This is a genomic window from Pseudomonas sp. R1-6 (assembly GCF_051132115.1).
In the GTDB taxonomy this organism is placed as follows: Bacteria; Pseudomonadota; Gammaproteobacteria; order Pseudomonadales; family Pseudomonadaceae; genus Aquipseudomonas.
On sequence record NZ_CP071662.1, the window covers coordinates 2,189,419 to 2,215,467 of the forward strand.

Below are 26,049 nucleotides of genomic sequence, written 5' to 3' on the forward strand. Positions count from 1 at the left end.
GACAAGGGAATACGGGTAGTAACAGTCATCCGGCAAACGCCGGGCTGGCGATGTCGCTGGATTGAATCAGCCGCACGCCGGCCTCCTGCATGCGCCGCATGGCCGCGTCCATCGAACCGTCGATATCGATGCCCCGACAAGCGTCCAGAACGACGATCGCGTTGAAGCCAGCCATTCGTGCGTCCAGCGCCGAGTACATCACGCAGAAGTCCAGGGCCAATCCGACCATGTACACCGTGTCGATGCCGCGTTCCTTGAAGTAGCCGGTCAGGCCGGTCGGGGTCTGGCGGTCGGCTTCCATGAAGGCCGAGTAACTGTCGATGGCCGGGTTGCACCCCTTGCGAATGACCAATTGGGCATGAGGCAAGTCGAGGTCAGGGTGCAGCGCGGCGCCCGGGGTATCCTGGACACAGTGATCGGGCCAGAGCTTTTGTTCGCCGTAGGGGAGCTGGATGAGGTCGAAGGGTTGCTTGTCTTCATGGCTGGAGGCGAACGAGGCGTGCCCGGCGGGGTGCCAGTCCTGGGCGCAGACGACGTTCAGGAACGAACGGCCGAGTCGGTTGACCAGCGGCACGATTTCGTCGCCACCCGGCACGGCCAGTTGGCCGCCAGGGATGAAGTCGTTCTGGATGTCAATCACGAGTAAAGCGGTGGTTGTGGCTTTGGTATCCGCTAGGGTCATGCCGGCTGCTCCTGGGGGGAACTGAAGAGCTTAGCCGAATCGGTTCCGGCTCAGGTGGTTGTTTGTGCCGGGCACCGCATCGCGAGCAAGCTTGATTCCACATGGCCGGTGGACGACGCCCTGCGGATAAGGGCCGCTACAGGGGAGCCCAGTGTCTTTCGTCGCAAATATTTTTTGTATGATGGCTTTTTGATGCACTTCTGTAGCGACTGTGTAGAATCGCCAACTTTCAACCGGGCATGGAAGCAGTACGGCCTTAAGGTCACGAGAAAAAACCCATGCTCATCGGCAGCTATTCACCCGCTCTCGTTTCGTTTTCCCTGTTTGTTGCAATCCTGGCGTCCTACACCGCGCTGGATCTGGCCGGGCGTATCGCCACCGCTCAGGGGCGCGCCGTTCACTTCTGGATGGCCGGTGGTGCGTTGGCGATGGGGGTGGGCATCTGGTCCATGCATTTCATCGGCATGCTCGCTTTCACCTTGCCGGTAGAGCTTGGCTACGATTTGGCGATCACTGCGCTGTCTTTGCTGATTGCCGTCCTTTCCAGCGGCTTTGCGCTGTGGTTGGTCAGCCAGCCACAACTGCGCGCCTGGCATTTGGCGTTCGGCGCGTTGGTGATGGGTACTGGCATCAGTGCCATGCATTACACCGGCATGGCCGCGTTGCGGATGCAACCGGGCATCGATTACGACCCGACGCTGTTCGGGGCTTCGTTGTTGATTGCCGTCGTAGCGTGCGCGGCGGCGTTATGGATCGCCTTTCATCTTCGCCAGAATACGCCTCACGTACGCCTGGCTCGTGCCGGCGCCGCCGTGGTGATGGGCGTCGCCATCGTCGGCATGCACTACACCGGCATGGCCGCGGCGCAGTTCCGCGAAGGCAGTTTCTGCGGGGCCCTGGATGGCTTGAGCGGCAAGGGGCTGGACAATGTGGTGCTGATTACCACCCTGGCAATCCTGGCGATTACCTTGCTGACTTCCATCCTCGACGCACGCCTTGAAGCGCGTACGGCGGAGTTGGCCAGGTCGCTGACCCAGGCCAACCGGGAGCTGACTCAACTGGCCTTGCACGACCCCCTGACCGGACTGCCCAACCGTGTTTTGCTGGCCGATCGCATTGGCCAAGCCATGCACCGCGTGCAGGAACAGGGCGGGTGTTTCGCCTTGATGTTCATTGACCTGGATGGCTTCAAACCGGTGAACGACGCGTTTGGCCATCACATGGGCGACCTGTTGCTGCGGGACGTGGCCCTGCGCCTGCGCGAGGATCTGCGCAACCAGGACACCCTCGCACGGATCGGTGGCGACGAGTTCGTCCTGCTGGTGCAACTGGCCGAGCCGGACGACGCCCTGCGCCTGGCCGCTCGGCAGGTTGCATTGATCGGCGGCACGTTCCGGGTCGCCGACCATGACCTGCAGATCTCCGCCAGTGTCGGCATCTCGCTTTATCCGGGCAACGGCCAGAGCGCCGATGAACTGTTGATGAACGCGGACGCGGCGATGTATCACGCCAAGGGCGCCGGCAAGAACGGCTACAGCTTCTTCGACGCCTCGATGAACAGCAACGCCCGCAAGCAATTGCAACTGCTGCAAGACTTGCGCATCGCCGTCGAGCAGCGGCAGTTCAGCCTGCATTACCAGCCCAAGTTCGACGCCGCGAAGGGCCGTCCGGTAGGTGCCGAAGCGCTGCTGCGCTGGACTCATCCAACCCAGGGCCTGCTGATGCCCGACACCTTCATCGACCTGGCGGAGAAGACCGGGTTGATCATTCCGATCGGCGAATGGGTGCTCAACGAAGCCTGCCGGCAGATGCGCGAATGGTACGTGCTGGGCTACACCGACTGGCGCATCGCGGTGAATCTCTCGGCCTTGCAGTTCTGCCATGCGGGCCTGGTGCAGAGCGTGGCCAAGGCGCTGGAAACTCATCATTTGCCGGCCAACAGCCTGACGCTGGAAATCACCGAGACCACTGCCATGAGCGACGCGGACGCGAGCATGACGGTGCTGCAACAGCTGTCGGACATGGGCGTGGACCTGTCCATCGACGACTTCGGCACCGGCTATTCGAGCCTGATGTACCTCAAGCGCCTGCCGGCCAACGAGTTGAAGATCGATCGCGGTTTCGTGCGCGACCTGGAGCACGACAGCGATGACGCGGCCATCGTCTCGGCCATCGTCGCCCTCGGCCAGGCCCTGGGGCTGCGGATCGTCGCCGAAGGGGTGGAGACCGATGTACAACAGGACTTCCTGACGCAGTTGGGCTGCGATTCACTGCAAGGATATCTGCTGGGGCATCCGCAACCGGCCGAGCATTTCCTCAAGAACATCCGCCAATTCCCGCGCGTGGCGATCGCCTGAGGCGATTGCTCAGGGGACGATGTCGAACGCGGTGCTGCCCAGCCGCTCGCCATTGATCAGCACATGTACCGCATGCCGGCCCTCATAGTGTCGGCGCGTGGTCAGCTCGCGGATGTGCTGGGAGCGGCTGAGGTTGGCGCACGCCAGGGCGGGCAGGTCGAAGGTCCTGAGTTTGAACACCTTGGCCGACGTACCGCCCGAGGCTTTTACGTAATCGATCGCATAATCGATCACCAAGCGTTGGTTCTCGGGACAAGTCGATTGCACCTTGAACGACAACGTGACCTGCTCGCCCAGGCGAATCACCGCCGGCAGCACTTGCAGATCCGAGACCTCGACCTGCGCCTTACCTCCCGCTCCGATGACCGCCAGCGCCCGGGGGTTACCTTGCTTGATCAAGCTGCGCAGGGCATGCCGGGCGATCCAGGCGGTGTGGCGCTCCTGGAGCGGCCAGCCTTCGATGCGGTCAAGGACCCAGTCGGGGTGCTGCTTGGTCACATCGTTCAGGTGGTTGGCGACGGATTTGCGCACGTACAGGCTGTCGTCGGCCTTGAGCGCATCGAGGATGGCGGCAGCGAGTTCCGGGTTGGCCTGGATCGGCTCCAGATGGAATGACCAGGGCAGGCGCGGGCGGCTGCCTTCGCTGGCGAGGCGGCGCACGTGCTCGTTGGCGTCCAGTGCCCATTCATGCATCACTTCTAAAGTACCCGCCAGGTCATCGCGCAGGAAATGCCGCACGGCGAATTCCGCGGAGCCGAACCGGGTGAAATACTTGAGCGCGTCCATGGACGCCTCGAAGGCATGCCGACCGTACGACGCCACGTAGTGCGGCAGGAACATGCTCACGAACATGCTGTTCAACCGCGGCGCCAGGGCACGCAGTACTTCCAGCGATGATTCGTAATCCAGCGGCAAGACCGTATGCAGACACTCGCTGACCCGCGCCATGCGCTGCATCACCGACAACTGCGCCAGCCCATCGTTGGTCATGTCCAGGAACGCCTTGGCATCGAACGCCGGGTACACCGCGCGCATTTCGGTGGCGATGTGTTCCAGGCGGGCGTTGTTGAAGATTTCCTTGAGGGCTGGGGAAGAGGTGGTGGTGCTCATGTTGGGTCCGTCCGGCGGGTGTTGGGCCAAGGCTCGCCACTATGCCATAGCCGCCACATGGGAATGGGGCCTTCAGAAGCAACAGTAAAAGGAATGATTCGCCGTCGCCGAAGTCCCAGATTCAGTACCTTGAATTAATTGGAGTTCTTCTATGCGCAAACCCACCCTCATCGCCAGCCTCGTCTTGATCGCCGGCCTCGGAGCCTTTGGGCCTGTCGCGCAAGCCGTCGAGAAAACCGGAGACGCCCTGGAGCATTCGCCAAGCAATGGCCGCCGGCTGGTGGAAAACGACCGGGTCCCGGCGGACTACCAGCGCTCGGACAGGGCCATGAAAGACTGGAAGCAGAAAAAGCTCGAGCAGCCAACAGAAGAGCAGCAATGGGTGCATATCGACGACAAGTACCTGCTGATCGAAACCGTGTCCGGCGCAATCGTCAAGATCGTCCCGGCGACACGCTAAAGCACTAAAGCACTAAAGCACTTCGCCTTTATCCCACAGATGAACCAACTCGCCAGGTGCCCGGTCCTCGGGCACTTGCAACACCATTTCGTCGTCCTGGTCGTTGGCCCGGTAACGCACCTCGATCTGGAAATAACGCTGGTCGCCGCGGCCAGGGCTGGAAGAGGTGAGCGGCAGGCACCCCTCCAGCACCGAGCAGATGCGCGTGCGTTGGTCGATGTCGCATTGGGCGAACTCGATTTCCCGGGGCCGGGTCAGGGCATGGATGGCTGCCACGCCGCCCTGGCGCGACAGCTTTACGACCGCTTTGTCATCAAGGTCTGGCAGGGTTTTCATCCGTTCTCCTCGTTCAGGTCGACACCCACCTGTGCCCAGCCGTCCTGGACGGCTTTGACTTCCCGTTCGCCGAAACGCTGGCGGGCGTGCTCAATGGTCAGGCGAGCAAACGCGCTGAAGGACGCGTCGTTGGCCAGTTGCCTGTCGCACAAGGTGTCATACCAGATTTTCCCGGCCTTTTCCCAGGCGAATCCGCCCAGCGCGGTCGCCACCAGATAAAAGGCCCGGTTGGGAATGCCGGAGTTGATGTGCACGCCGCCGTTGTCCTCGCGGGTGATGACGAACTCGCGCATGTGCGCCGGTTGGGGATCCTTGCCCAGCAGCGGGTCATCGTAAGCGGTGCCGGGGTTGGACATGCTGCGCAAACCATCACCGTTGATCTTGTCGGTGAGCAGGTCCGCGCCGATCAACCAGTCGGCCTGCTCGGCGGTCTGGCCCAATACGAATTGCTTGACCAGTACCCCGAACACATCGGAAATCGATTCGTTCAATGCGCCGGACTGGTTGGCATAGATCAAGCCCGCTTCGCTTTCGGTGACGCCGTGGGCCAACTCGTGGGCCACGACGTCGAGGGAGCGGGTGAAGCGCTGGAAGATCTCGCCATCGCCGTCGCCGAACACCATCTGCGCGCCGTTCCAAAAGGCGTTTTCGTAGTCCTGGCCGTAATGCACGCTGCCGACCAGGGCAAACCCCTTGTTATCGATGGAGTCACGCTCCAGCACCCTCCAGAAAAAGTCATAGGTCGCGCCGAGGGCGTCGTACGCTTCGTCCACCGCCGGGTCGCCACTGGGCGATTGACCCTCCAGGCGCACCGGTTGGCCTGGCAGTTCCATGCCGTTCTGGGCGTCGTGGATGCTGCGCTGTGGTTGGCCGGCCTTGCCGGGCTTGGGCAGCTTGGCGGACGCGGGTGGGTTGCTGGGAGGGCCTGGGTTGTGGCGCAGGTTCTTGACATGAGTCAGGGTGCCGAGGGCGCTGGAACGCTGCTGCTCGGAGCCATGGGCGATAATGCGGTTGAGGATGTAAGGCGGAATGAAGCCGTGGAGCGGGCGTGAGTCGATCATCAGAAAATCCTTATCTGAAATGCAGGGTCGATACCCATGTGAACCACAGTGGTTGTTGCGGTTCCCTTTGCCGCAAAAGGTTGCCTGTCGCGCAGATATCTGCGAAAACCCCGCGCCTGGATCACACGGGAATAACGCCATGAATGACGAGTTGCAAATCATCGACTTAAAAGAGGGCGACGGCAAAAGCGTAGTCAAAGGCGCGCTGATTACCACCCAATATCGCGGCACCCTCGAAGACGGTACAGAGTTCGATTCATCCCACAGTCGCGGCAAACCCTTCCAATGCGTGATCGGCACTGGCCGGGTCATCAAGGGCTGGGATATCGGATTGATGGGCATGAAGGTCGGCGGCAAGCGCAGACTCTGGGTGCCGGCGCACCTGGCCTACGGTGAACGGTCCGTGGGCGCCCACATCAAGCCCAACGCCAATCTCAGCTTTGAAATCGAGTTGCTGGAAGTCCTGACGCGGGACGATTGAGGCGTCTTCGTTCATGACCGGTCGCTGAACAGCGGGATCCGTCCGTTGGTCGAGGGGCGGTAGTGCCAGGCCAGTTGATCCAGGCACGGCGTGCGTTCCAGGATTGCCTCCAGGGATGCGCGGGCGATGTCCATCGCCAGGGCCTGGCCTGGACATTCGTGGCGGCCGCTGCCGAAGCTGAAACTGCGCCGATTCGGGCGATCCAACAGCAGGGTATCGGGCGCTGGGTTGAGCTGCGGGTCGCGGTTGGCCGCGGCTAGCAGCACCAGGACTGCGTCTCCCTGGGACAGCGCAGCGCCAAGGATCTCGCAAGGCGCGGCGATGAAGCGTCGGGTGTTCTGCACGGCTGGGTCGAAACGTTGGACTTCGGCCAATAATGAGTTGATCTGCGTGGGGTCGTCCCGGAGCACTTGATGTAGCGCGGGATCACGGATCAACGCCAACAATGCGTTACCGATCAGGCCTGCGGTGGCCTCATGGGTTTGCGAAAGCAAGCCGATCAGGTTGGCGGTCCGGCTGTCTGGGTCGGCGTCTTCGAAGCCCTGGCAGATGCCGTTCAATAACTGACTGTCTCGCGCGACGATCCGCTCCTGGAAAAGCCTTGCCAGTTGCTCGCTGGCCCGGTGGGCGGCCTCCCGTTGTGGAGCTTGGCTCAGGGGCGACAGGCAGGCGACGAAATCACCCGTCAGCTCGCTGATCAGGTGACTGTCCGTCGGATTGAAACCCAGCAGTTGCGCCACCACGCTGACCGGGCCGCTGAACTGCGCCTGGCGCACGCCTTCGGCGCCATGCCTGAGCAAGCGCGCCTTCACCAGCGCCTCGACCTGGCGGGGATCGATGTCCTGCAACCTCGGCGCGATGGCCGCCCTCGGGCAGCGTTGTCGTTCACCTTCGTTCATCCGCATCAGGCGCCCGAACACTCGGCCGGCAGGCCCCTCGGCAATCGCCTTCGGCACCGGCTCGTGGGCGGGGCGCACGTGGCAGTCGGGATGATGCAAGACCGCGCACACCGCTTCGGCGCTGCTAGCGACCCAGATATTCAAGTGTGGGTCGAAGTCCAGCCCGCCGTTGGCGCGAAGGGTCGAATAATATGGGTAGGGATCGGCGTGTGTCGCGGCGGTGATCGGGTCCATGATGGTTGCCTCGTTCGTGCGGGGAGAGTGCTGCTACTATCTCCAGTCGACGCATGGCTTGATTCGTCCGGGAGCGAAATATGAACGCAGAGCAACACGATGTGGGCGTGTCCCAGGTAGCCGCGGCCATTGCCGAACCGGCCCGCACTCGAATGCTCTGCGCGCTGATGGACGGCCACGCCCGCACCAGCACGGAGCTGGCAAGCATCGCCGATGTCAGTGCCTCCACCGCCAGCGCCCACCTGGCGAAGCTCAAGGAGTCGGCGCTGGTGCGCTTGCATGTGCAGGGCCGTCATCGTTATTACAGCCTCGCCGACAAACGCGTGGCCGCTGCCCTCGAGGCGTTGATGGTGATTGGCCAGGACGCCGCGCCGACCTTCACCCCACGTACGCCGGATCGCCTGCAGTTTGCTCGCACCTGTTACGACCATATGGCGGGCACCCTAGCGGTGCGGCTGCACGACCGCTTGCTCGAAGCCGGGTGGCTGGTCGAGGTGGACGGCCAAGGGTATCGGCTGGGTGAAACGGGTGAGGCGCTGTTCGAAGGCTTGGGTATCGATGTGCAGGCATTGACGGCCCAACGACGCCGTTTCGCCTGCCCATGCCTGGACTGGAGCATGCGCCGGCCGCACCTGGGCGGTGCCTTGGGGGCGGCGTTGCTGCAACTGGCGATCAAGCGCAAATGGCTGGTCCAGGACCTGGACAGCCGGGCGCTGGGGTTGACGGCCAGCGGCCGCAAGGAAATGGCAGGGCGGTTTGGGATCGATGCGGAATTCGATGCCATATCGACTGGCGCCATCGCGAGCAAGCTCGCTCCCACAATGGACTTGCGCTGAACTCAACACTCAAGACCACCCCGAGATTTCCTGTGGGAGCGAGCCTGCTCGCGATGGCGGCGTCTCATTCAATCCTTTTGCAAGCTGACCCACCGCCATCGCGAGCAGGCTCGCTCCCACAGTGGATTTGCGCTGAGCACAACACTCAAGACCACCCGAGATTTCCTGTGGGAGCGGGCTCGCCCGCGATGACGGCGGCGCATTCAATCCTTGTGCAAGCTGACCCACCGCCATCGCGAGCAGGCTCGCTCCCACAGTGGATTTGCGCTGAACACAACACTCAAGACCACCCGACACTTCCTGTGGGAGCGAGCCTGCTCGCGATGGCGGCCGCTCATTCATGCAGTCATATGGCGGCGCCGATATTCATCCGGCGTGGTGCCCATCATTTTGCGGAACATGCTGATGAACGCCGAGGCGCTGCTGTAGCCCAGGTCCAGGCCAATGGTTTCCACGCTCTGGCCACGTTCGAGCAGGGCCAGGGCCTCGATGACTTTCAGGCGCTGGCGCCATTCCACCAAGGACATGCCCAGGTCCCGCTGGGCCCGGCGCATCAGTGTGCGCTCGGTGGTGTTGGCGGCGCGAGCCAGTTGCGGCAAGGAGCGCGGGTCGCTGGGATTGGCCTCCAAGGCCCGCAACACCGGACCCAGCAGCGGATCATCCGAAGAGGGGAGGTAACTGCCGACGTGGGGCGCCTGCGTCAGCTTGTCCACCAGCACTTGCAACAAGCGCTGCTGTTCGGGCGTCTGTGGCTGGCTCGGCGGGTCGCTGCGCAGTTCTTCCAGCAACGCGCGGATCAGCGGGCTCAGGGTCAGCGCGCAGGGGACGGCTGGCAGCGCACCGCACAGCTCGGCCGCCAGGTACAACGAGCAATGGCAGGCTTCATGCCGATTGAAGCCCACGTGTTCCATGTCCGGCGGCAGCCAGATGCCGTATTGCGGGGGCGCCAGGTAATGGTGCTGGGCGATTTCGATTTCCATCACGCCACTGTAGGAATAGACGAACTCTCCCCAGGCATGCCGGTGCCGGGGATACGTGGCGTGGGCCGGCATGCAGGCGCTGCGGAAGAAAATCGCCGAGGGTAGCGCCGCGTCGAACGGAGGAATCTTCAGGTGTTGGGCTGGTGGCTGCATATCGACCGCAATGGCGGATTACCGGGATGGCTTGTCGGGTAATCACTATATCCAGCAAAGCTGTCAGGCCGACAATCCTTTCATCTCTTTTCTGCCCGAGGACCTTTCCATGACCACCCGCCGTGCCCTGGATGGCCAGGTCATCGCCCTGATGACCGGCCTCTGTGCCATCTGGGGTTTCCAGCAAGTCGCGATCAAGGCCGGCGCCGCCGACATGGCGCCGATGTTGCAACTGGGGGTGCGCTCGGCCATCGCCGCGGTACTGGTCTGGCTGTTGGTGCTGGCGCGCGGTGAACGCCTGTCCCTGACCGACGGCAGTTGGCGCCCGGGCCTGTTGGTGGGGTTGTTGTTCGCGCTGGAGTTCGTGATGGTGGGTGAGGGCCTGCGCCATACGACGGCTTCGCACATGGTGATTTTCCTCTACACCGCACCGATGTTCGCCGCCCTCGGTTTGCACTGGAAGTTGCCAAGCGAGCGTCTCAAACCGGCGCAATGGCTGGGCATCGCCGTTGCCTTCGGCGGCATTGTGGTGGCCTTCAGTGGCGGTTCGGGCGCGGCGAACGGCAGTTCGTTGCTCGGCGATGGCATGGGCTTGTTGGCCGGCGCGCTGTGGGGCGCCACCACCGTGACGGTACGCTGTTCGCGGCTGACGGACTTGCCGGCCAGCCAGACGCTGCTTTATCAATTGGTGGGCGCCGGGGTGCTGCTGATCGGCATGTCGGCAGCGCTGGGGCAAACGACAATCAACCCCACGCCATCTCTCATTGCGAGCATGGCGTTCCAGGTGTTGCTGGTGTCCTTCGCCAGCTTCCTGATCTGGTTTTCGCTGCTACGCCGGTATCTGGCGTCGCAATTGGGGGTGCTGTCGTTCATGACGCCCCTGTTCGGCATCGGGTTTGGCGTCTGGTTGCTGGATGAGCCGCTGGAGCCGAACTTTATTGTTGGCGCGGCTTTGGTATTGAGTGGAATCTTGCTGGTAAGCGGTTACGGTTGGTTTCGCCAGCGTTGGGGGCGATCGCCGGTATTGCGGCAAGAGTAGCTGAACGCAGATGCATAAAAGCCCACCCTTGCTAGGACAAGGGTGGGCTTTTTTAATGAAAAAATTCAGCTGCCCAGAGGGGCTTGGATCAAACCTTGACGATCCAACCCGCGGGCGCTTCCACGTCGCCGGTCTGCACGCCGGTCAGCTCTTTGTAGAGCTTTTGAGTGATCGGGCCGACTTCGGTTTCGCTGTGGAACACGTGCAGCTTGTCCTTGTAGCTGATGCCGCCAATCGGCGTGATCACCGCAGCGGTACCACAGGCGCCGGCTTCCTTGAAATCCGACAGCTTGTCGATGAACACGTCGCCTTCGATCACTTCCAGGCCCAGGCGCGATTTCGCCAGTTCGATCAGCGACAGGCGGGTGATGCCCGGCAGGACCGAAGGGGAGTTGGGGGTGATGAATTTGTTGTCGTGGGTAATGCCAAAAAAGTTGGCCGAGCCGACTTCTTCGATTTTCGAATGGGTCAGCGGATCCAGATAGATGCAGTCGGCGAAGCTGGCCTTCTTGGCCTGGGAACCGGGCATCAGGCTCGCGGCGTAGTTGCCGCCGACCTTGGCCGCGCCGGTGCCCTGTGGGGCGGCGCGGTCGAAGCTGGAGATCAGGAAGTTGTGCGGGGTCAGGCCGCCCTTGAAGTAGGCGCCGACCGGGATGCAGAAGATCGAGAAGATGAACTCGGGCGCGGTGCGCACGCCGATGTTGTCACCCACGCCGATTACGAACGGGCGCAGGTACAGCGCGCCGCCAGTGCCGTACGGCGGGATGAAGCGCTCGTTGGCGCGGACCACTTGCTTGCAGGCTTCTACGAACTGCTCGGTGTCGACATGCGGCATCAGCAGGCGGGCGCAGCTGCGCTGCATGCGGGCGGCGTTCTGGTCCGGACGGAACAGGTTGATCGAACCGTCCTTGCAGCGATAGGCCTTCAAGCCTTCGAAGCATTGCTGACCGTAGTGCAGGGCGGTGGAGCCCTCGCTGATGTGCAGCACGTTGTCGTCGGTCAGGGTGCCCGCGTCCCAGGCGCCATCGCGCCAATGCGACAGGTAGCGCTTGTCGGTCTTGATGTAGTCAAAGCCCAGTTTGTCCCAATTGATGCTCTCGTTACCCATGACACCCTCTATTTCCTGACAACCGTCGAAACGGTTCAAGCTTCTGACGTTTTTGAATGGGGACAACAATACTTCATTCCGGGGGTGTTTCGCAGCTTGCTCGATGAGGAGCAGGAGATATTTCCAGCCGACTCCCCCGTGGCGAGGGAGCTTGCTCCCGCTCGGCTGCGAAGCAGTCGTAACCCGTTAGACGCGGTGTGACTGAATAAACCCGTCGCCAGATTCAGGGCCGCTTCGCGGCCCAGCGGGAGCAAGCTCCCTCGCCACGGTATAACTGCCGTTAACAATGCAACGCATGCCCCAACGCCCGCAACGCTGCTTCCTGCACCGCTTCGCCCAGCGTCGGATGGGCGTGGATAGTGCCGGCGATATCTTCCAGGCGCGCGCCCATTTCCAGGGACTGGCCGAACGCGGTGGACAGCTCCGACACCCCCACGCCAACCGCTTGCCAGCCGACGATCAAGTGATTGTCCCGGCGCGCCACGACGCGCACGAAACCGCTTTTCGATTCCAAGGTCATCGCCCGGCCGTTGGCGGCGAACGGGAAGCTCGACACGATGCAATCGAGCCCGGCAGCCTTGGCCTCGTCCGGCGTCTTGCCTACAACGACGACTTCCGGATCGGTGAAGCACACCGCCGCGATGGCCGTCGGGTTGAATTCGCGATGCTGGCCGGCGATCAGCTCGGCGACCATCTCGCCCTGGGCCATGGCCCGGTGGGCGAGCATCGGTTCGCCGCTCAGGTCGCCGATGGCCCAGACGTTGCGCATGCTGGTCTGGCAATGGTTGTCGATCTTCACCGCCGAGCCGTTCATCGCCAGGTCCAGGGCTTCAAGGTTCCAGCCTTGGGTGTTGGGTTTGCGTCCAACCGCCACCAGCACCCGGTCAGTGTCCAGGTTTAACGTGTCGCCGTTGGGATCACGCACCTGCAAAGTGCTGCCCTGGGCATCGAAACCTTCGACGCTGTGCTTGAGGTACAGCCTCACGCCCAACTGCTTGAGCGCCTCGTGTACCGGTTGGGTCAGTTCGCCGTCGTAGGCCGGCAGGATCCGCTCCTGGGCCTCGACCACGCTGACTTGCGCGCCGAGCTTGCGATAGGCGATGCCCAGCTCCAGGCCGATATAACCACCGCCGACCACTACCAGGTGCTTGGGCACCGAGGTGGGGGCGAGGGCTTCAGTGGACGAGATGATCGGCCCTCCAATCGGCAGCATGGGCAGTTCTACGCTTTTCGAGCCGGTAGCCAGCAGCAGGTGCTCGCACTGGATGCGCGTGTCGCCGACCTCGACGGTCTTGCCGTCGATGACCCTGGCCCAGCCGTGGATGACCTGGACCTTGTTCTTCTTCAGCAACGCGGCGACACCAGTGGTCAGGCGGTCGACAATGCCGTCCTTCCATTCCACGCTCTTGCCGATGTCAAGGGTTGGCGCCGACACGGTGATACCCAAGGCCGAGCCCTGGCTGTGGTGGTGAGTCTGGTGAAACTGCTCGGCCACATGGATCAATGCCTTGGACGGGATACAGCCGATGTTCAGGCAGGTACCGCCCAACGCCTGGCCTTCCACCAGGATCGTTTCAATGCCCAGCTGGCCGGCGCGAATCGCCGCCACGTAGCCGCCGGGACCGCCGCCGATGATCAGCAACTTAGTGTTCAAAGTCTGCATCGCCTACTCCACAAACAGGGTGGCAGGTTGTTCGAGCAAGCCGCGCAGGGCCTGGATGAATTGCGCCGCGTCCATGCCGTCGACCACCCGGTGATCGAAGGAACTGGAGAGGTTCATCATCTTGCGGACCACGATCTGGCCCTTGATCACCACAGGCCGCTCGACGATCTTGTTCACGCCGACGATCGCCACTTCCGGCAGGTTCAGCACCGGTGTGCTGACAATGCCGCCGAGTGCGCCGAGGCTGGTCAGGGTGATGGTCGAGCCGGAGAGCTCATCGCGACTGGCCTTGCCATTGCGGGCGGCCGTGGCCAGGCGCGAAATCTCCGCCGCGCTGTCCCACAGGCTGCGGGCTTCGGCGTGACGCACCACGGGCACCATCAGGCCGACATCGCTCTGGGTCGCAACGCCGACATGCACTGCGCCGCAGCGATGGATGACCTGGGCTTCGTCGTCATAACGGGCGTTCATCTGCGGGAAGTCGCGCAGGGCCACGACCAACGCGCGGACGAGGAAGGGGAGCAAGGTCAGCTTGCCGCGACTGGCGCCGTGTTTTTCGTTCAGGTGAACCCGCAGCTCTTCCAGCGCGGTGACGTCGATTTCCTCGACGTAGCTGAAATGGGCAGCGCGTTGAGTTGCTTCCTGCATGCGCTGGGCAATCTTGCGGCGCATGCCGATCACCGGGATCTGCTGCTCGTCATGGCGTTCGGCGTAACCCGAACCGCCCTTGGCCTGGGTCGACGGCCCCTGGGCCAGATAGGCTTCCAGGTCTTCATGCAAAATACGCCCGGCAGGGCCGCTGCCCTGGACCAGACGCAGTTGGATACCGAGGTCCAATGCGTGCTTGCGCACGGCCGGCGAAGCCAGTGGACGCTCGTCGGGGTCACGTGCCACTGGGGCTTGCGGGGTGCAGCGGGGTGCGGCGGTTTTTGCCATCACCGGTTCAGGCGTTGCCACTGGCGCTGGCTTCGGTGCTTGCGCAGCAGCAGCCGCAACCGGAGCCGGTTGCGCGGAGTCCTTCAGGTTGCCCGCACCTTCCACTTCAATGCGGATCAGCTCGCTGCCCACCGCCATGACTTCACCCGGCTCGCCACCCAGGGCGATGACCCGGCCATGCACTGGCGAGGGGATATCCACCATCGCTTTGTCGGTCATGACGTCGGCCAGTACCTGGTCCTCGACGACCATGTCGCCCACCTTGACGTGCCACACCGACAACTCAACTTCCGCGATGCCTTCGCCGATGTCCGGCATCTTGATAACGTGCGTGCCCATTCAGACCTCCATGACCCGTTTCAACGCCGCGCCCACACGGGACGGCCCAGGGAAATACGCCCACTCCTGCGCATGCGGGTAGGGGGTGTCCCAACCGGTGACACGCTCGATGGGCGCTTCCAGGTGGTGGAAGCAGTGTTCCTGCACCAGCGAGACCAGCTCTGCGCCGAAACCGCAGGTGCGGGTGGCTTCGTGGACGACCACGCAACGGCCGGTTTTCTTCACCGATTTGACAATGGTGTCCAAGTCCAACGGCCAGAGGCTACGCAGGTCGATGACTTCCGCGTCGATGCCGGTCTCTTCGGCCGCCACTTGGGAGACATAGACCGTGGTGCCGTAGGTGAGCACCGTCACGTCCTTGCCCGGACGGGTGATGGCGGCGACGTCCAGTGGCACGGTGTAGTAACCGTCCGGCACTTGCGCCTGCGGATGCTTGGACCATGGCGTTACAGGGCGGTCATGGTGGCCGTCGAACGGGCCGTTATACAGGCGCTTGGGTTCGAGGAAGATCACCGGGTCATCGTTCTCGATGGAGGCGATCAGCAGACCCTTGGCGTCGTAGGGGTTGGACGGCATGACGGTGCGCAGGCCACAGACCTGGGTGAACATCGCCTCGATGCTCTGGCTGTGGGTCTGGCCGCCATAGATTCCGCCGCCGCAGGGCATGCGCAGGGTCATCGGCGCGGTGAACTCGCCGGCCGAGCGATAGCGCAGGCGCGCCGCTTCGGAAATGATCTGGTCCGACGCCGGGTAGACGTAGTCGGCGAACTGGATCTCGGCCACCGGCCGCAGCCCGTAGGCGCCCATGCCCACCGCCACGCCGACGATGCCGCTTTCGGAAATCGGTGCGTCAAACACCCGTGAAGTGCCGTACTTGTTCTGCAGGCCTTCGGTGCAGCGGAACACGCCACCGAAATAGCCCACGTCCTGGCCGAACACCACGACGTTATCGTCGCGCTCAAGCATCACGTCCATGGCCGAGCGCAGAGCCTGGATCATGGTCATGGTGGTAGTGGTCATGGCGGTGTCCAACGCAATATTGTTGTTGTGATCGTTCATGTCAGATCCCCAACTGCTGACGCTGGCGCTTCAAGTGCTCCGGCATCTCTTTGTAGACGTCTTCGAACATGGTCGCGGCGCTTGGAATCTGCCCGCCGGCGAGGGTGCCGTACTGCTCGGCTTCTTTCTGCGCGGCGATCACCTCGGCTTCGAGTTCGGCGGTGACGGCCGCGTGCTCTTCTTCGGACCACTGGCCGATCTTCACCATGTGCTGCTTGAGGCGGGCGATTGGATCGCCCAGGGGGAAATGGCTCCAGTCATCGGCGGGGCGGTATTTGGAAGGATCGTCGGAAGTGGAGTGCGGGCCGGCGCGGTAGGTGACCCATTCGATCAGCGCCGGGCCGAGGTTGCGGCGGGCGCGTTCAGCGGCCCAGCGCGAAGCGGCGTAGACCGCCATGAAATCGTTGCCATCGACGCGAAGGGAGGCGATGCCGCAGCCGACGCCGCGCCCGGCGAAGGTGGTGGCTTCACCGCCGGCAATGGCCTGGAAGGTGGAAATCGCCCACTGGTTGTTGACCACGTTGAGAATCACCGGGGCGCGGTAGACGTGGGCGAAGGTCAGGGCGGTGTGGAAGTCCGATTCGGCGGTGGCGCCGTCACCGATCCAGGCCGAGGCGATCTTGGTATCGCCCTTGATCGCCGAAGCCATGCCCCAGCCCACGCCCTGGATGAATTGCGTGGCGAGGTTACCGGAAATGGTGAAGAAGCCGGCGTCCTTGACCGAATACATGATCGGCAATTGCCGGCCTTTGAGCGGGTCGCGCTCGTTGGACAGCAGTTGGCAGATCAGGTCCACCAGCGGCACTTCCCGGGCCATCAGGATGCTTTGCTGGCGGTAGGTGGGGAAGCACATGTCGTCAATGTTCAATGCCAAGGCCTGGGCGCTGCCGATGGCTTCTTCGCCAAGGCTTTGCATGTAGAACGACATTTTTTTCTGGCGCTGGGCGACGACCATGCGGTTGTCGTAGATGCGCGTCTTGAGCATGGCCCGCATGCCCCTGCGCAGGATCTCGACGGGGATGTCCGCAGCCCACTCGCCCAAGGCATTGCCCTGGTCATCGAGCACGCGGATCAGGCTGCGGGCCAGGTCAGCGGTGTCGGCGGGTTCGACGTCGATGGGAGGTTTGCGCACCGTGCCGGCATCGGACAGATGCAGATAGGAAAAGTCGGTCTTGCAGCCGGGACGGCCCGAGGGTTCTGGGACGTGCAGGCGTAGCGGTTCGTACGCTGGGTTCATGGCTTTCTACGCTCGATCTTGTGAATTTCTTGTAGTGGGCGCGCTAGCTGACGAATTTCCCTGGGTAGGTGGGAAATTGTCCTACAACAATCATAGGCTCGACGAAGAAGAATATTTTTCTCTGTTGCCTTGCTGTTCAGATCATTTGCAGATAAAAAATCTGCACAACGATAAAAAACAGGAAATTTTGCCTCATGCGCAAATTGGATCGCACCGATATCGGCATTCTGAACAGCCTTCAGGACAACGCCCGGATCACCAACGCCGATCTCGCTCGCTCGGTCAATCTGTCACCGACGCCATGCTTCAACCGCGTCCGAGCCATGGAAGAGCTGGGGGTGATCCGCGAGCAGGTCACGCTGCTGGACGCCGACTTGCTGGGGTTGCATGTCAACGTGTTCATCCATGTGAGCCTGGAAAAGCAAGTGGAAGAGGCGTTGCAGCACTTCGAGGAAGCGATCTCCGACCGGCCGGAGGTCATGGAGTGCTACCTGATGGCCGGCGATCCTGATTACCTGATCCGTGTGTTGGTGCCGACCATTCAGTCGCTGGAGCGGTTCATGATGGACTTTTTGACCAAGGTCCCGGGCGTGGCGAACATCCGCTCCAGCTTTGCGCTCAAGCAGGTGCGCTACAAGACTGCGTTGCCGTTGCCGGCCAATGGCATGACGTTAGCGACTTAGGCAGCGTTCGCGGCGGCGAGCGGCCTGAAAGTCTCAATCTGCTTTCATAATGGGTGAAGGTGCTCAGAGGTGATAGGTCGCTGAGGTCGAGCAGGTCCTGTTGAACAGACATAACAAATCCGATACCAGAGGTCTGGCATCGGATTTTCGGATAAGCCCAGCTTTGACTCAGACACTTAGTGAATTGCTTTACAATCTACTTCAGGTCATTTCTGAGATCAGACGAGTCACAGGGTAACTATCGGACTGGTAGCTTGGATGCTTTCCATTTCTGAATGGCCGGATCGAAGACAAACTCGAATTGGTCTCCGTTCAATAACATGATCGAATCTTTACCTGCATTAGTATTGCCCAATAAAAGTTTTACTGTTTTTTGGGTACGACTACTCAGCACAATCTTGACGCCTTTGCATGCTTCCGTGGGTAGCGTGACCAACGGCGCATAATCGGTGTCGGACACATCATATTTAATGTTGCCCTCCGCACGCGGTATATTCCCATCACCATTTTTCGGAACGAAATTGAGCGTCCAGACGGAGGACATGCAGCGTGATCCGATGACTTCCATTACTTTTTTCGATACGACCGGTTCCGGCGACGAGGCATGATTTGCCGAGGCGGTGCAGACCCCATCGTTGCTACAAGATGAATAAGCGATTCCTTGGCAGAGACCATAGGTGGTGGGTGTGGAGCCGAGTGGCGCGACGGTGCCTGAATTCGCTCGTGGAGGGTAGAAAAGAGCAGAGGTGGAAGGCACCGATTGGCAGGATGGCCTGGCCTGTGCTCCTTGGGCATAGTCCTCCAGGAAATCAGTCACTTGTTCGGATAAGCCGTTCCACTGGACGGGGACTTCGATAGTTGCTACCGCAGTTGAAACGCCACTCGAGGTATCTGTGATGGTTGCGCTCCATTGGTCAGGCGCGGTAGCCGATACACGCAATTTATAGTTCACGCCCGCCTTCCAGGGATAGGTTATCCAGCATTGAACGCCATTGCCTTCGTGAGAAATAAAAACGCAATTGGAGGCTGTGGTATGTTTCCAGCCGGTGGCTTTCGAGACCGAGAAAATCAGCAGCCTCTCATTGGCTGTGCGGGCCTGTAGACCCATATGACCGCCCTCACCGTTCTTGAAGAAGAATCGATGGCCCCAATAAGTGTGTCCATTGAATCCGGGTTCTTTTGTGATGGTAATGGAAAACTCGATGTCGTTGTAACCATTGGTCGTCGACATAAAGTTACGGTCTATCTTAGCCATGCCTCCGGCAACTACCGCTGCCTGAACGTTGCTTTGAAAGAACAATGACATTGAAAATAGAAGACCGAATGCAACCCGGAGGATGATTGCCATCCGCCACTCGGAGCCAGAGCAAAGGAAGTTGTTAGATATTTGTGTCGATGAGGGTTTCATAAAATGCCTCCTGTTTTGTCATACAGGAAAATAGATACAAATCATGAGGCTGACACCTGACAGAAATAACAGTGCCGACCAGTGGTCTAAGGCATCCGTTGTGCGGTCCCTCTGCTGCCTGATGGACAGCATTTCATAGCTGATTAAGGGGAATCTTCAGGTACGTCACACCATTGCCCTCCGCCGGCGGCAGGTGGCCCGCCCGCACGTTCACTTGGATCGCCGGCAACAGCAGCGTCGGCATGCCCAGTGTCTTGTCGCGCTGGGTACGCATGGTCACGAACGACGCCTCATCGATGCCATCGCGTACGTGGATGTTGTACTGGCGCTGCTCACCCACGGTGCTCATGCATTGGGGCTCGCGTCCTTCCGGCGGATAGTCGTGGCACACGTACAGCCGCACACTGGCGGGAAAGGCCAGCAACTTGCGGATCGAGGCGTAAAGCTGACGGGCATTGCCGCCCGGGAAGTCGCAACGGGCGGTGCCCACGTCCGGCATGAACAACGTGTCGCCCACCAGGATCACGTCGCCATCGATCAGGTAGGCCATGTCCGCCGGGGTGTGACCGGGCACGTGCAGCGCAGTGGCCTTGAGATTGCCGATCAGGAAGGACTCGTCGGCCGCGAACAGGTGGTCGAACTGCGAACCGTCGACGGCGAAGTGTGGTTCCAGGTTGAACAGGGCCTTGAACACGTCCTGCACCTGGCCGATGGATTCGCCGATGGCAATCTTGCCGCCCAGTTCCCGGCGCAGATAAGGCGCGGCGGACAGGTGATCAGCATGGGCATGGGTTTCCAACAGCCATTGCACCGTCAATTGATGTTCGCGCACATAAGCGATCACTCGATCAGCCTGTGCGGTACCGCTGCGGCCCGATGCCGGATCGTAGTCGAGCACCGGGTCGACCACCGCGCATTGCCCGCCGTCGTGTTCGTAAACCACGTAGGTGTAGGTCTTTGAAGCGGGATCGAGGAAGCTTTGGATCTGCGCGGGCATGGCAGCGGACCTGTGCAAGAAGAAGCGGTTGCAATGCGCAAGATTTACGACATATGGTCCGCAGCTTAAGTGAGGGCCACCGCGTCCTGCAAATGCGCTCACGCCTGACAACAGACGTGCGCGGCTTGAGAGACCCCTATGTTACTGGCAAGTTTTTTCGGTGTGGTGATGGGCCTGGTTCTTGGCCTGACGGGGGCGGGCGGAGGTATCCTGGCCGTCCCGGCCCTGGTGTTGGGCCTGGGCTGGAGCATGACCCAGGCCGCGCCGGTGGCACTGTTCGCGGTGGGCAGCGCGGCGGCGGTGGGCGCCATCGATGGCTTGCGCCATGGCCTGGTGCGTTACCGCGCGGCGCTGTTAATCGCCTTGCTGGGCGCTGTGTTCTCGCCAGTGGGCATTTACTTCGCCCACCAGCTTTCGGAAAAAATCCTGATGGTCCTGTTCAGCCTGCTGATGGTGCTGGTGGCGGCGCGCATGCTGCGCCGGGAAACCTCGCAGCCGGGCCCCAGCGATCACGGCGCGGCCAGCTGGGGCCAAAAGAATTGCATGCTCGATCGCCAGACCGGGCGGCTGGCCTGGACACCGCGCTGCACCGCCACGCTGTCGGCATTGGGCGCGGTCACGGGAATGGTCTCAGGTTTGCTGGGCGTGGGCGGCGGTTTCTTGATCGTGCCGGCATTCAAGCAACTTACCGACGTGCAGATGCGCGGCATCGTCGCCACATCCTTGATGGTTATCAGCCTGGTTTCGTTGATTGGCGTGGTCGGCGCGTTTCATGCCGGGGTGAGCATCGACCGGGTTGGGGCGGCGTTCATTGCGGCGAGTATCGTCGGGATGATCCTGGGGCGACGGTTCTGCGCGAAGGTGCCGGCGCGGGCGTTGCAGGTGGGGTTTGCCGGGGTTTGCCTGGGGGTGGCGGTGTTCATGCTGGTGCGGGCGTAGCGATCTGGTCAGGGGGCTTTTGTGGCGAGGGAGCTTGCTCCCGCTGGCCTGCGCAGCAGGCCCATACGGTCTTGAGCCAGGGCGTCTGCTTCGCAGCCGAGCGGGAGCAAGCTCCCTCGCCACGGGGATCGGCGCGCCTTACAACTCTCGGCACTGCATCGAAAACCCCAACGCCACCGATTGCCCTTGCTCCAGCAAACGCAGCCCCGGCCGTCCTGGCAGGTGATGGGCATTGACCGGGTGACTTACCGGTTCGATGCAGAAAAAATTCAGCCCCACGGGGCAGTACAGCAGGAAGTAATCGCTGCCGCTGGCGCGGCATTCCAGTTCATAACCCAGGTCTGGTTGCTGGATCAGGCACTGGCCATCCCAACCACCGAAGCCGTTGTCGACGAGGGTATCCGGCAGTAACCGTGCGTGTTGGAAATCCCACTCCGAGGGAACATCCTTCAGTTCCGTTGGCAGTTTCGTGGTGTCGCACATCCAGACTTCGCTGGCGCGGGTTTGCAGGCGGGTATCGGCTGTGCGCGTGAAATACGGATGCAAACCCAACCCGTGCCAGGCGGCCTGTTCGGCCATGTGGGTGACGTGCAGCGCCATCTGCAATTGGCCGCCACTGAGGCGGATCCGCAAGCTGGCGCAATAGGCAAACGGGGTTTGGCAGTCGAGTTGCAACAAAACTTCCCCGGCACTCTGTTCGGCGACTTGCCAAGGCTGCTGCCAGGCACTGCCATGGATCGGAAATGGATCGTTGGGGCTGTTGGCTTCCAGGGCGAGCCAGCCGCCGGGGCAATCGAAACCGCCATGGGCGATTCGGTTCGACCACGGGATCAACGGGAAGCAGCCGAGCTTGCCTGGCAGGCCATTTTCCAGCGCTTGTGGCGCGGGTGGGCGTAGGAGGGGAGCGCCGGTGCTGCGCAAGGTCCATTCAACGAGGCTGGCGCCCAGGTGTGGGGCCAGGGTGAGGCGGGTCAGTTCGTCTTCGAGGTGGAGGAGTGGTGGTGTCATGGCGGCGTCTGATGGGTTGGCAAAGCTGGAGGGGAATACGCCCAAGTGTGGCGAGGGGATTTATCCCCGCTGGGCTGCGAAGCAGCCCTAAAGGCTTCAATCTCGGTGTATCAGACAAATCGAGATGGCTGGTTTTGGGGCCGCTGCGCAGCCCAGCGGGGATAAATCCCCTCGCCACAAGGGGACCTATTGTTTTCTGTTACAACACCAAATGTGGCAACCACAGCGAAATGGCGGGCACGTACGTCACCAGCAGCAGAACCAGGAACAGCATGCCGTAGAACGGCAGCAGGGCCTTGACGGTGCTTTCGATGCTGACCTTGCCGATGGCGGAGCCGACGAACAGCACCGCGCCCACCGGCGGCGTGATCAGGCCGATGCCCAGGTTCACCAGCATGATCATGCCGAACTGCACCGGGTCCACGCCGATGCCGACGATGACTGGCATCAGGATTGGCGTGAGGATCAGGATCAGCGGTGCCATGTCCATCACGGTGCCCAACAGCAGCAACATCACGTTGATGCACATCAGGATCACGTAGCGGTTATCCGACAGCGTCAGGAACGCGGTGGTGATCTTCGCCGGGATTTCCATCAGCGTCATGATGTAGCCGAAGCTGGCGGCGAAGCCGATCAGGATCATCACAATGGAAATGGTGCGCACCGTACGGTGCATCAGTTTCGGCAACTCGCTCCACTTGTAGTCGCGATAGATGCACATGGTCACGAAGAACGCCCACACCACGGCGATGGCGGCCGATTCAGTGGCAGTGAACACACCCGAGAGAATGCCGCCCAGGATGATGAACAACGTCATCATGCCCCACATGGCTTCCTTGCAAATCTTCAGCGCTTCTTTGAGCGGAATAACCTCGCCCTTGGGGTAATTGCGCTTTTTCGCGAAGACCAGGCACAGCGCCATCAGGCAGAGGTTCATCATGATGCCGGGGACGATGCCGGCCATGAACAGCGAACCAATGGAGACGGTGCCGCCAGCGGCGAGAGAGTACAGCACTGCGTTGTGGCTTGGCGGTGTCAGCAGCGCTTGTACCGAACCACTGACGGTGACGGCGGTGGCGTAATCACGCGGATAGCCCCTGCGTGTCATTTCCGGGATCAGTACCGAACCGACCGAGGCGGTGTCAGCCACCGAGGAACCGGAGATCGCGCCAAAGAAACTCGAGGCCACGAGGTTGACCAGGGACAGGCCACCCCGGACGAAACCTACGAGCACGCTGGCGAAGGCCACTAGCCGGCGAGACATGCCGCCCTCGGCCATGATCGCGCCGGCCAGGACGAAGAACGGAATGGCCAGCAGCGAGAATTTGTTCACGCCGCCCGTTATCTGAATCATCATGGCCTGGAACGGAATGTCGATCCACCATGCCCCGATCAGGGCGGCGGCGCCCAGCGCGTAGGCGACCGGCATGCCGATCAGGATCAATACCAAAAAACTGCCCAGCAGAATCAGAGCGTCCATTAAGCGGCACCTTCGTTTTCTTCTACCAGGTCGAACTGCACGACCCGACGCTGGCTTTGATCACCCAGCAAGAGTTTTTCCAAGACAAAAATCAGGGTCAGGAACCCACCGATCGGGATCGGCATGTAAGTGATGCCGACTCGCAGGGTAGGGATGGCGCTCATGAACTGGTTCCAAGTGGTCATGCACAGCTTGGCACCCCAGATGGTCATGAAAATGCACACCGCTGCCATCATCAACTGGGTGAACACCGAAGCCACGTTTTGCCAGTGCTGGGGCAGGCGGCTGGTGACCATGTCCACAGCCATGTGCGACCCGGAGCGGTAGCTGGCGGCGGCGCCGATGAAGGTGAAGACGATCATCAGCAAGATCGCGGTGGGCTCCGGCCAGCTTGAGCCGGTGCCAAGGACGTAGCGGGCGAACACGCCCCAAGGGATCATCAGCGCAACGGCAAGGACAGAGAGGCCGGCCACCCAGATGCAAGTCATGTAAATCTTGTCGTTGATACGCAGCAGCAAATTCTTCATCGGGTTCCACCGTTACCGGGCGCGCCTTCTAACCGCAGGCGCGCCCAGCCGTTTCATGAGTACAGATTAAGAGGTCTTACTGGACAGCTTCGATGCGCTTGATCAGGTCGGCGTACGGTGCACCGTATTTGGCTCGGACCGGCGCGGTGGCGTCGTAGAAGGGTTTCTTGTCGACGGTGATGAACTCGACGCCGGCTTTCTTGAGTTTTTCTTCACTGGCGGCCGATTTCTCGTCCCACAACTTGCGCTCTTCAGCCTGGGCAGCCTTGGCCGCTTTCTTCACCATGTCCTGCTGCTCTGGGGTGAGCTTGTTCCAGGTGATTTTCGACATCACGATCGGCTCAGGCAGGATCAGGTGCCCGGTCAAGCTGTAGAACTTGGCGTTCTGGTAGTGGTTGTGCTCGAGCATGGTCGGCGGGTTGTTTTCCGCGCCGTCGATCACGCCAGTCTGCAACGCGCTGAAGATCTCGCCAGTGTCCATCGCGATACCGTTGCCGCCCATGGCGTTCATCATTTCGATGAACATAGGGTTGCCTTGGACGCGGATTTTCATGCCCTTGAGGTCTTCCGGCGTGCGCACGGGCTTCTTGGTGTAGAGGTTGCGCGTGCCGCCGTCCATCCAGGCCAGGGCCACCAGGCCGAATTCGGAGTTGGTGATCCGGTCCAGGATCGCATCGCCGACCTCACCGTCGATCACGGCGCGCATGTGCGCCTGGTCGCGGAAGATGAATGGCATGTTGAAGACGTTCACGTCCGGCACCACGGGGCCGACGATGCCCAGGCTGACGCGGGACATCTGGATTGCGCCGGCTTGCATCTGCTCGATCACTTCTTTTTCAGAGCCCAGTACGCCCCCCGGGAAGTACTTGAACTTCAGTTCGCCTTTGCTCTCCTTTTCCAGGGTTTTACCCATGGATTCCTCGGCGACCACGGTTGGGTAGCCCTTGGGGTGGATGTCGGCGATCTTGATGTCCAGAGCCTGCGCCGCCTGTGCCAGGAAGGCCAGGGGCAAGGCCGCGATCAGAAGTGTACGTTTGAAATTCATGGTCAATCTCCAGTGTTGTTGTTTTTATGTCTATCGATGAGAAGCGGCAAAGCAGATCAGTTCGCGGAGTGTTTCCATCCTCCGAAAGCAGGTTCAGCGAGACCCTTGACGCCGGGGTTCAGCGCGAACACGCCACCGGCCAGGGATTGCGGATCGTTGTCGTCTCCAGGACGGATCGAGGTCACGAAAAGGGTGTCCAGCTGGCTGCCACCAAAGGCGCACATGGTCGGTTTTTTCACCGGCACTTCCAGGGAGCGGTCGAGACGTCCATCCGGCGTAAAGCGATGGATCAAGCCGGCGTCGTTGGCGCAGATCCAATAGCAACCATCGGCGTCGACTGCCGCGCCGTCCGGGCGACCGGCCAGGGGCATCATGTCGACGAACAGGCGGCGGTTGGATGGGGTGCCGCTGTCGATGTCGTAGTCGAAGGCCCAGATCTGCTGGATCAGCGGGTGTGAATCGGACAGGTACATCGTCCGGCCGTCGGGGCTGAAGCCCAGACCATTGGGCACGATGAAACCACTCAGTTGCGCCTCGACCGGGCTGCGTTGTCCGGCTTCATAACGGTACATCTTGCCTTCATCCGCATTGGCGCCCATGTTCAGCACCATGCTGCCGGCCCAGAAACGGCCCTGGCGGTCGCAACGGCCATCGTTGAGGCGCATGTCGGTGCGGCTGTGCTCGACGTTTGCACAGAGCTCGCTGTCCAGGCTGCCGTCGTCATGTGGATGCAGGCGGAAGAAACCGCTTTCCATCCCCGCGATCCAGCCACCGTCCTGGTGACGGGCAATGCAGGCGAGCATTTCGGGGGCTTCCCAGCTCTGGATCTTTGCGCTGCTGGCGCTCCAGCGCTGCAGGCCGCCGCTGGGGATGTTCACCCAATACAAGGCGTTTTCCTCGGGCACCCACACAGGGCTTTCCCCGACGGCGTTGCGTGCGTCGACAATCAATTCGGCTTGCATGGTGATTCCTTGGTTCGTTTGTATCCCACG

25 protein-coding genes are annotated in these 26,049 nt (G+C 61.5%); 7 read left to right on the forward strand and 18 right to left on the reverse strand.

What is annotated here, in order from left to right:
* Window positions 1-25: 25 nt before the first annotated feature.
* Window positions 26-682, reverse strand: a complete 657-nt coding sequence (gene pncA / locus J3P81_RS10105; RefSeq protein WP_434563519.1) for a bifunctional nicotinamidase/pyrazinamidase — start codon at window positions 680-682, stop codon at window positions 26-28.
* Between the two features lie 278 nt (window positions 683-960).
* On the opposite strand from pncA, the gene J3P81_RS10110 reads away from it, so the two are divergent.
* On the forward strand, window positions 961-3,039 hold the full coding sequence (locus J3P81_RS10110) for a putative bifunctional diguanylate cyclase/phosphodiesterase (RefSeq protein WP_434563521.1): 2,079 nt from the start codon (window positions 961-963) through the stop codon (window positions 3,037-3,039).
* A 9-nt stretch (window positions 3,040-3,048) separates the two neighbouring features.
* Here the strand turns inward: J3P81_RS10110 and J3P81_RS10115 are convergent, their stop codons facing one another.
* Window positions 3,049-4,149 carry a DNA alkylation repair protein gene (locus J3P81_RS10115; RefSeq protein ID WP_434563523.1) on the reverse strand — a complete coding sequence of 367 codons (1,101 nt, stop codon included), beginning with the start codon at window positions 4,147-4,149 and terminating at the stop codon, window positions 3,049-3,051.
* 151 nt (window positions 4,150-4,300) lie between these two features.
* On the opposite strand from J3P81_RS10115, the gene J3P81_RS10120 reads away from it, so the two are divergent.
* Entirely contained in the window at window positions 4,301-4,609 is a 309-nt protein-coding gene (locus tag J3P81_RS10120; protein WP_434563525.1) for an RcnB family protein, read from the forward strand.
* 12 nt (window positions 4,610-4,621) lie between these two features.
* Here J3P81_RS10120 and J3P81_RS10125 read toward each other — a convergent pair whose 3' ends face one another.
* Window positions 4,622-4,945 (reverse strand): protealysin inhibitor emfourin, encoded by a 324-nt coding sequence (locus tag J3P81_RS10125; protein ID WP_434563527.1) that lies wholly within the window; start codon window positions 4,943-4,945, stop codon window positions 4,622-4,624.
* The gene (locus tag J3P81_RS10130; RefSeq protein ID WP_420764478.1) at window positions 4,942-6,006 is read right to left on the reverse strand and encodes a M4 family metallopeptidase; all 1,065 of its coding nucleotides are present in this window, start codon (window positions 6,004-6,006) and stop codon (window positions 4,942-4,944) included. The genes J3P81_RS10125 and J3P81_RS10130 overlap by 4 nt, the downstream gene beginning before the upstream one ends.
* A gap of 139 nt (window positions 6,007-6,145) precedes the next feature.
* On the opposite strand from J3P81_RS10130, the gene J3P81_RS10135 reads away from it, so the two are divergent.
* The gene (locus J3P81_RS10135; RefSeq protein WP_434563529.1) at window positions 6,146-6,487 is read left to right on the forward strand and encodes an FKBP-type peptidyl-prolyl cis-trans isomerase; all 342 of its coding nucleotides are present in this window, start codon (window positions 6,146-6,148) and stop codon (window positions 6,485-6,487) included.
* Between the two features lie 11 nt (window positions 6,488-6,498).
* Here the strand turns inward: J3P81_RS10135 and J3P81_RS10140 are convergent, their stop codons facing one another.
* Window positions 6,499-7,620 carry a cytochrome P450 gene (locus J3P81_RS10140; protein WP_434563531.1) on the reverse strand — a complete coding sequence of 374 codons (1,122 nt, stop codon included), beginning with the start codon at window positions 7,618-7,620 and terminating at the stop codon, window positions 6,499-6,501.
* 80 nt (window positions 7,621-7,700) lie between these two features.
* Here J3P81_RS10140 and J3P81_RS10145 point away from each other — a divergent pair, with 80 nt between their 5' ends.
* Complete coding sequence (locus J3P81_RS10145) at window positions 7,701-8,456, forward strand: ArsR/SmtB family transcription factor (RefSeq protein WP_434563533.1); 756 nt, start codon at window positions 7,701-7,703, stop codon at window positions 8,454-8,456.
* 338 nt (window positions 8,457-8,794) lie between these two features.
* Here the strand turns inward: J3P81_RS10145 and J3P81_RS10150 are convergent, their stop codons facing one another.
* Window positions 8,795-9,589: an AraC family transcriptional regulator gene (locus J3P81_RS10150; RefSeq protein ID WP_420764474.1), complete on the reverse strand. Its 795-nt coding sequence runs from the start codon at window positions 9,587-9,589 to the stop codon at window positions 8,795-8,797.
* Between the two features lie 109 nt (window positions 9,590-9,698).
* Here J3P81_RS10150 and J3P81_RS10155 point away from each other — a divergent pair, with 109 nt between their 5' ends.
* A complete protein-coding gene (locus tag J3P81_RS10155; protein WP_434563535.1) occupies window positions 9,699-10,628 on the forward strand; it encodes a DMT family transporter in 930 nt (309 codons plus the stop codon).
* 88 nt (window positions 10,629-10,716) lie between these two features.
* Here J3P81_RS10155 and J3P81_RS10160 read toward each other — a convergent pair whose 3' ends face one another.
* The 5 genes from J3P81_RS10160 to J3P81_RS10180 form a co-directional block, all read right to left on the reverse strand.
* Window positions 10,717-11,736, reverse strand: coding sequence for a branched-chain amino acid aminotransferase (locus J3P81_RS10160; protein WP_420764472.1), 1,020 nt, complete (start codon window positions 11,734-11,736; stop codon window positions 10,717-10,719).
* Between the two features lie 280 nt (window positions 11,737-12,016).
* Window positions 12,017-13,399, reverse strand: a complete 1,383-nt coding sequence (gene lpdA / locus J3P81_RS10165; RefSeq protein WP_434563537.1) for a dihydrolipoyl dehydrogenase — start codon at window positions 13,397-13,399, stop codon at window positions 12,017-12,019.
* A gap of 3 nt (window positions 13,400-13,402) precedes the next feature.
* Complete coding sequence (locus J3P81_RS10170; RefSeq protein WP_434563539.1) at window positions 13,403-14,674, reverse strand: dihydrolipoamide acetyltransferase family protein; 1,272 nt, start codon at window positions 14,672-14,674, stop codon at window positions 13,403-13,405.
* The gene (locus J3P81_RS10175; RefSeq protein WP_305500321.1) at window positions 14,675-15,733 is read right to left on the reverse strand and encodes an alpha-ketoacid dehydrogenase subunit beta; all 1,059 of its coding nucleotides are present in this window, start codon (window positions 15,731-15,733) and stop codon (window positions 14,675-14,677) included.
* Between the two features lies 1 nt (window position 15,734).
* Window positions 15,735-16,970: a 3-methyl-2-oxobutanoate dehydrogenase (2-methylpropanoyl-transferring) subunit alpha gene (locus J3P81_RS10180; protein ID WP_434563541.1), complete on the reverse strand. Its 1,236-nt coding sequence runs from the start codon at window positions 16,968-16,970 to the stop codon at window positions 15,735-15,737.
* A 194-nt stretch (window positions 16,971-17,164) separates the two neighbouring features.
* Here J3P81_RS10180 and bkdR point away from each other — a divergent pair, with 194 nt between their 5' ends.
* Window positions 17,165-17,653 carry a Bkd operon transcriptional regulator BkdR gene (bkdR, locus tag J3P81_RS10185; RefSeq protein ID WP_434563543.1) on the forward strand — a complete coding sequence of 163 codons (489 nt, stop codon included), beginning with the start codon at window positions 17,165-17,167 and terminating at the stop codon, window positions 17,651-17,653.
* Between the two features lie 238 nt (window positions 17,654-17,891).
* Here the strand turns inward: bkdR and J3P81_RS10190 are convergent, their stop codons facing one another.
* On the reverse strand, window positions 17,892-19,061 hold the full coding sequence (locus J3P81_RS10190; protein WP_434563545.1) for a DUF3472 domain-containing protein: 1,170 nt from the start codon (window positions 19,059-19,061) through the stop codon (window positions 17,892-17,894).
* A 133-nt stretch (window positions 19,062-19,194) separates the two neighbouring features.
* On the reverse strand, window positions 19,195-20,058 hold the full coding sequence (locus tag J3P81_RS10195; RefSeq protein ID WP_434563547.1) for an MBL fold metallo-hydrolase: 864 nt from the start codon (window positions 20,056-20,058) through the stop codon (window positions 19,195-19,197).
* Between the two features lie 138 nt (window positions 20,059-20,196).
* Between J3P81_RS10195 and J3P81_RS10200 the strand changes: the two genes are divergently transcribed.
* Window positions 20,197-20,997 (forward strand): sulfite exporter TauE/SafE family protein, encoded by an 801-nt coding sequence (locus tag J3P81_RS10200; protein ID WP_434563549.1) that lies wholly within the window; start codon window positions 20,197-20,199, stop codon window positions 20,995-20,997.
* A 138-nt stretch (window positions 20,998-21,135) separates the two neighbouring features.
* On the opposite strand, the gene J3P81_RS10205 is transcribed toward J3P81_RS10200, so the two are convergent.
* The 5 genes from J3P81_RS10205 to J3P81_RS10225 form a co-directional block, all read right to left on the reverse strand.
* The gene (locus tag J3P81_RS10205) at window positions 21,136-22,005 is read right to left on the reverse strand and encodes an aldose 1-epimerase (protein WP_434563551.1); all 870 of its coding nucleotides are present in this window, start codon (window positions 22,003-22,005) and stop codon (window positions 21,136-21,138) included.
* 199 nt (window positions 22,006-22,204) lie between these two features.
* The gene (locus J3P81_RS10210) at window positions 22,205-23,485 is read right to left on the reverse strand and encodes a TRAP transporter large permease (RefSeq protein WP_420764464.1); all 1,281 of its coding nucleotides are present in this window, start codon (window positions 23,483-23,485) and stop codon (window positions 22,205-22,207) included.
* The gene (locus J3P81_RS10215) at window positions 23,485-24,012 is read right to left on the reverse strand and encodes a TRAP transporter small permease (protein WP_420764463.1); all 528 of its coding nucleotides are present in this window, start codon (window positions 24,010-24,012) and stop codon (window positions 23,485-23,487) included. Before J3P81_RS10215 ends, J3P81_RS10210 begins: the two co-directional genes overlap by 1 nt.
* A 76-nt stretch (window positions 24,013-24,088) precedes the next feature.
* Window positions 24,089-25,057 (reverse strand): TRAP transporter substrate-binding protein, encoded by a 969-nt coding sequence (locus J3P81_RS10220; RefSeq protein ID WP_420764462.1) that lies wholly within the window; start codon window positions 25,055-25,057, stop codon window positions 24,089-24,091.
* A 56-nt stretch (window positions 25,058-25,113) separates the two neighbouring features.
* Window positions 25,114-26,019: an SMP-30/gluconolactonase/LRE family protein gene (locus J3P81_RS10225; protein WP_420764461.1), complete on the reverse strand. Its 906-nt coding sequence runs from the start codon at window positions 26,017-26,019 to the stop codon at window positions 25,114-25,116.
* Window positions 26,020-26,049 lie beyond the last annotated feature (30 nt).

What these genes read in the sequence shown, in the direction of transcription:
- pncA (WP_434563519.1), bottom strand. Translation starts at nt 682, where the DNA reads ATGACCCTAGCGGATACCAAAGCCACAACCACCGCTTTACTCGTGATT.
- J3P81_RS10110 (WP_434563521.1), top strand. Translation starts at nt 961, where the DNA reads ATGCTCATCGGCAGCTATTCACCCGCTCTCGTTTCGTTTTCCCTGTTT.
- J3P81_RS10115 (WP_434563523.1), bottom strand. Translation starts at nt 4,149, where the DNA reads ATGAGCACCACCACCTCTTCCCCAGCCCTCAAGGAAATCTTCAACAAC.
- J3P81_RS10120 (WP_434563525.1), top strand. Translation starts at nt 4,301, where the DNA reads ATGCGCAAACCCACCCTCATCGCCAGCCTCGTCTTGATCGCCGGCCTC.
- J3P81_RS10125 (WP_434563527.1), bottom strand. Translation starts at nt 4,945, where the DNA reads ATGAAAACCCTGCCAGACCTTGATGACAAAGCGGTCGTAAAGCTGTCG.
- J3P81_RS10130 (WP_420764478.1), bottom strand. Translation starts at nt 6,006, where the DNA reads ATGATCGACTCACGCCCGCTCCACGGCTTCATTCCGCCTTACATCCTC.
- J3P81_RS10135 (WP_434563529.1), top strand. Translation starts at nt 6,146, where the DNA reads ATGAATGACGAGTTGCAAATCATCGACTTAAAAGAGGGCGACGGCAAA.
- J3P81_RS10140 (WP_434563531.1), bottom strand. Translation starts at nt 7,620, where the DNA reads ATGGACCCGATCACCGCCGCGACACACGCCGATCCCTACCCATATTAT.
- J3P81_RS10145 (WP_434563533.1), top strand. Translation starts at nt 7,701, where the DNA reads ATGAACGCAGAGCAACACGATGTGGGCGTGTCCCAGGTAGCCGCGGCC.
- J3P81_RS10150 (WP_420764474.1), bottom strand. Translation starts at nt 9,589, where the DNA reads ATGCAGCCACCAGCCCAACACCTGAAGATTCCTCCGTTCGACGCGGCG.
- J3P81_RS10155 (WP_434563535.1), top strand. Translation starts at nt 9,699, where the DNA reads ATGACCACCCGCCGTGCCCTGGATGGCCAGGTCATCGCCCTGATGACC.
- J3P81_RS10160 (WP_420764472.1), bottom strand. Translation starts at nt 11,736, where the DNA reads ATGGGTAACGAGAGCATCAATTGGGACAAACTGGGCTTTGACTACATC.
- lpdA (WP_434563537.1), bottom strand. Translation starts at nt 13,399, where the DNA reads ATGCAGACTTTGAACACTAAGTTGCTGATCATCGGCGGCGGTCCCGGC.
- J3P81_RS10170 (WP_434563539.1), bottom strand. Translation starts at nt 14,674, where the DNA reads ATGGGCACGCACGTTATCAAGATGCCGGACATCGGCGAAGGCATCGCG.
- J3P81_RS10175 (WP_305500321.1), bottom strand. Translation starts at nt 15,733, where the DNA reads ATGAACGATCACAACAACAATATTGCGTTGGACACCGCCATGACCACT.
- J3P81_RS10180 (WP_434563541.1), bottom strand. Translation starts at nt 16,970, where the DNA reads ATGAACCCAGCGTACGAACCGCTACGCCTGCACGTCCCAGAACCCTCG.
- bkdR (WP_434563543.1), top strand. Translation starts at nt 17,165, where the DNA reads ATGCGCAAATTGGATCGCACCGATATCGGCATTCTGAACAGCCTTCAG.
- J3P81_RS10190 (WP_434563545.1), bottom strand. Translation starts at nt 19,061, where the DNA reads ATGAAACCCTCATCGACACAAATATCTAACAACTTCCTTTGCTCTGGC.
- J3P81_RS10195 (WP_434563547.1), bottom strand. Translation starts at nt 20,058, where the DNA reads ATGCCCGCGCAGATCCAAAGCTTCCTCGATCCCGCTTCAAAGACCTAC.
- J3P81_RS10200 (WP_434563549.1), top strand. Translation starts at nt 20,197, where the DNA reads ATGTTACTGGCAAGTTTTTTCGGTGTGGTGATGGGCCTGGTTCTTGGC.
- J3P81_RS10205 (WP_434563551.1), bottom strand. Translation starts at nt 22,005, where the DNA reads ATGACACCACCACTCCTCCACCTCGAAGACGAACTGACCCGCCTCACC.
- J3P81_RS10210 (WP_420764464.1), bottom strand. Translation starts at nt 23,485, where the DNA reads ATGGACGCTCTGATTCTGCTGGGCAGTTTTTTGGTATTGATCCTGATC.
- J3P81_RS10215 (WP_420764463.1), bottom strand. Translation starts at nt 24,012, where the DNA reads ATGAAGAATTTGCTGCTGCGTATCAACGACAAGATTTACATGACTTGC.
- J3P81_RS10220 (WP_420764462.1), bottom strand. Translation starts at nt 25,057, where the DNA reads ATGAATTTCAAACGTACACTTCTGATCGCGGCCTTGCCCCTGGCCTTC.
- J3P81_RS10225 (WP_420764461.1), bottom strand. Translation starts at nt 26,019, where the DNA reads ATGCAAGCCGAATTGATTGTCGACGCACGCAACGCCGTCGGGGAAAGC.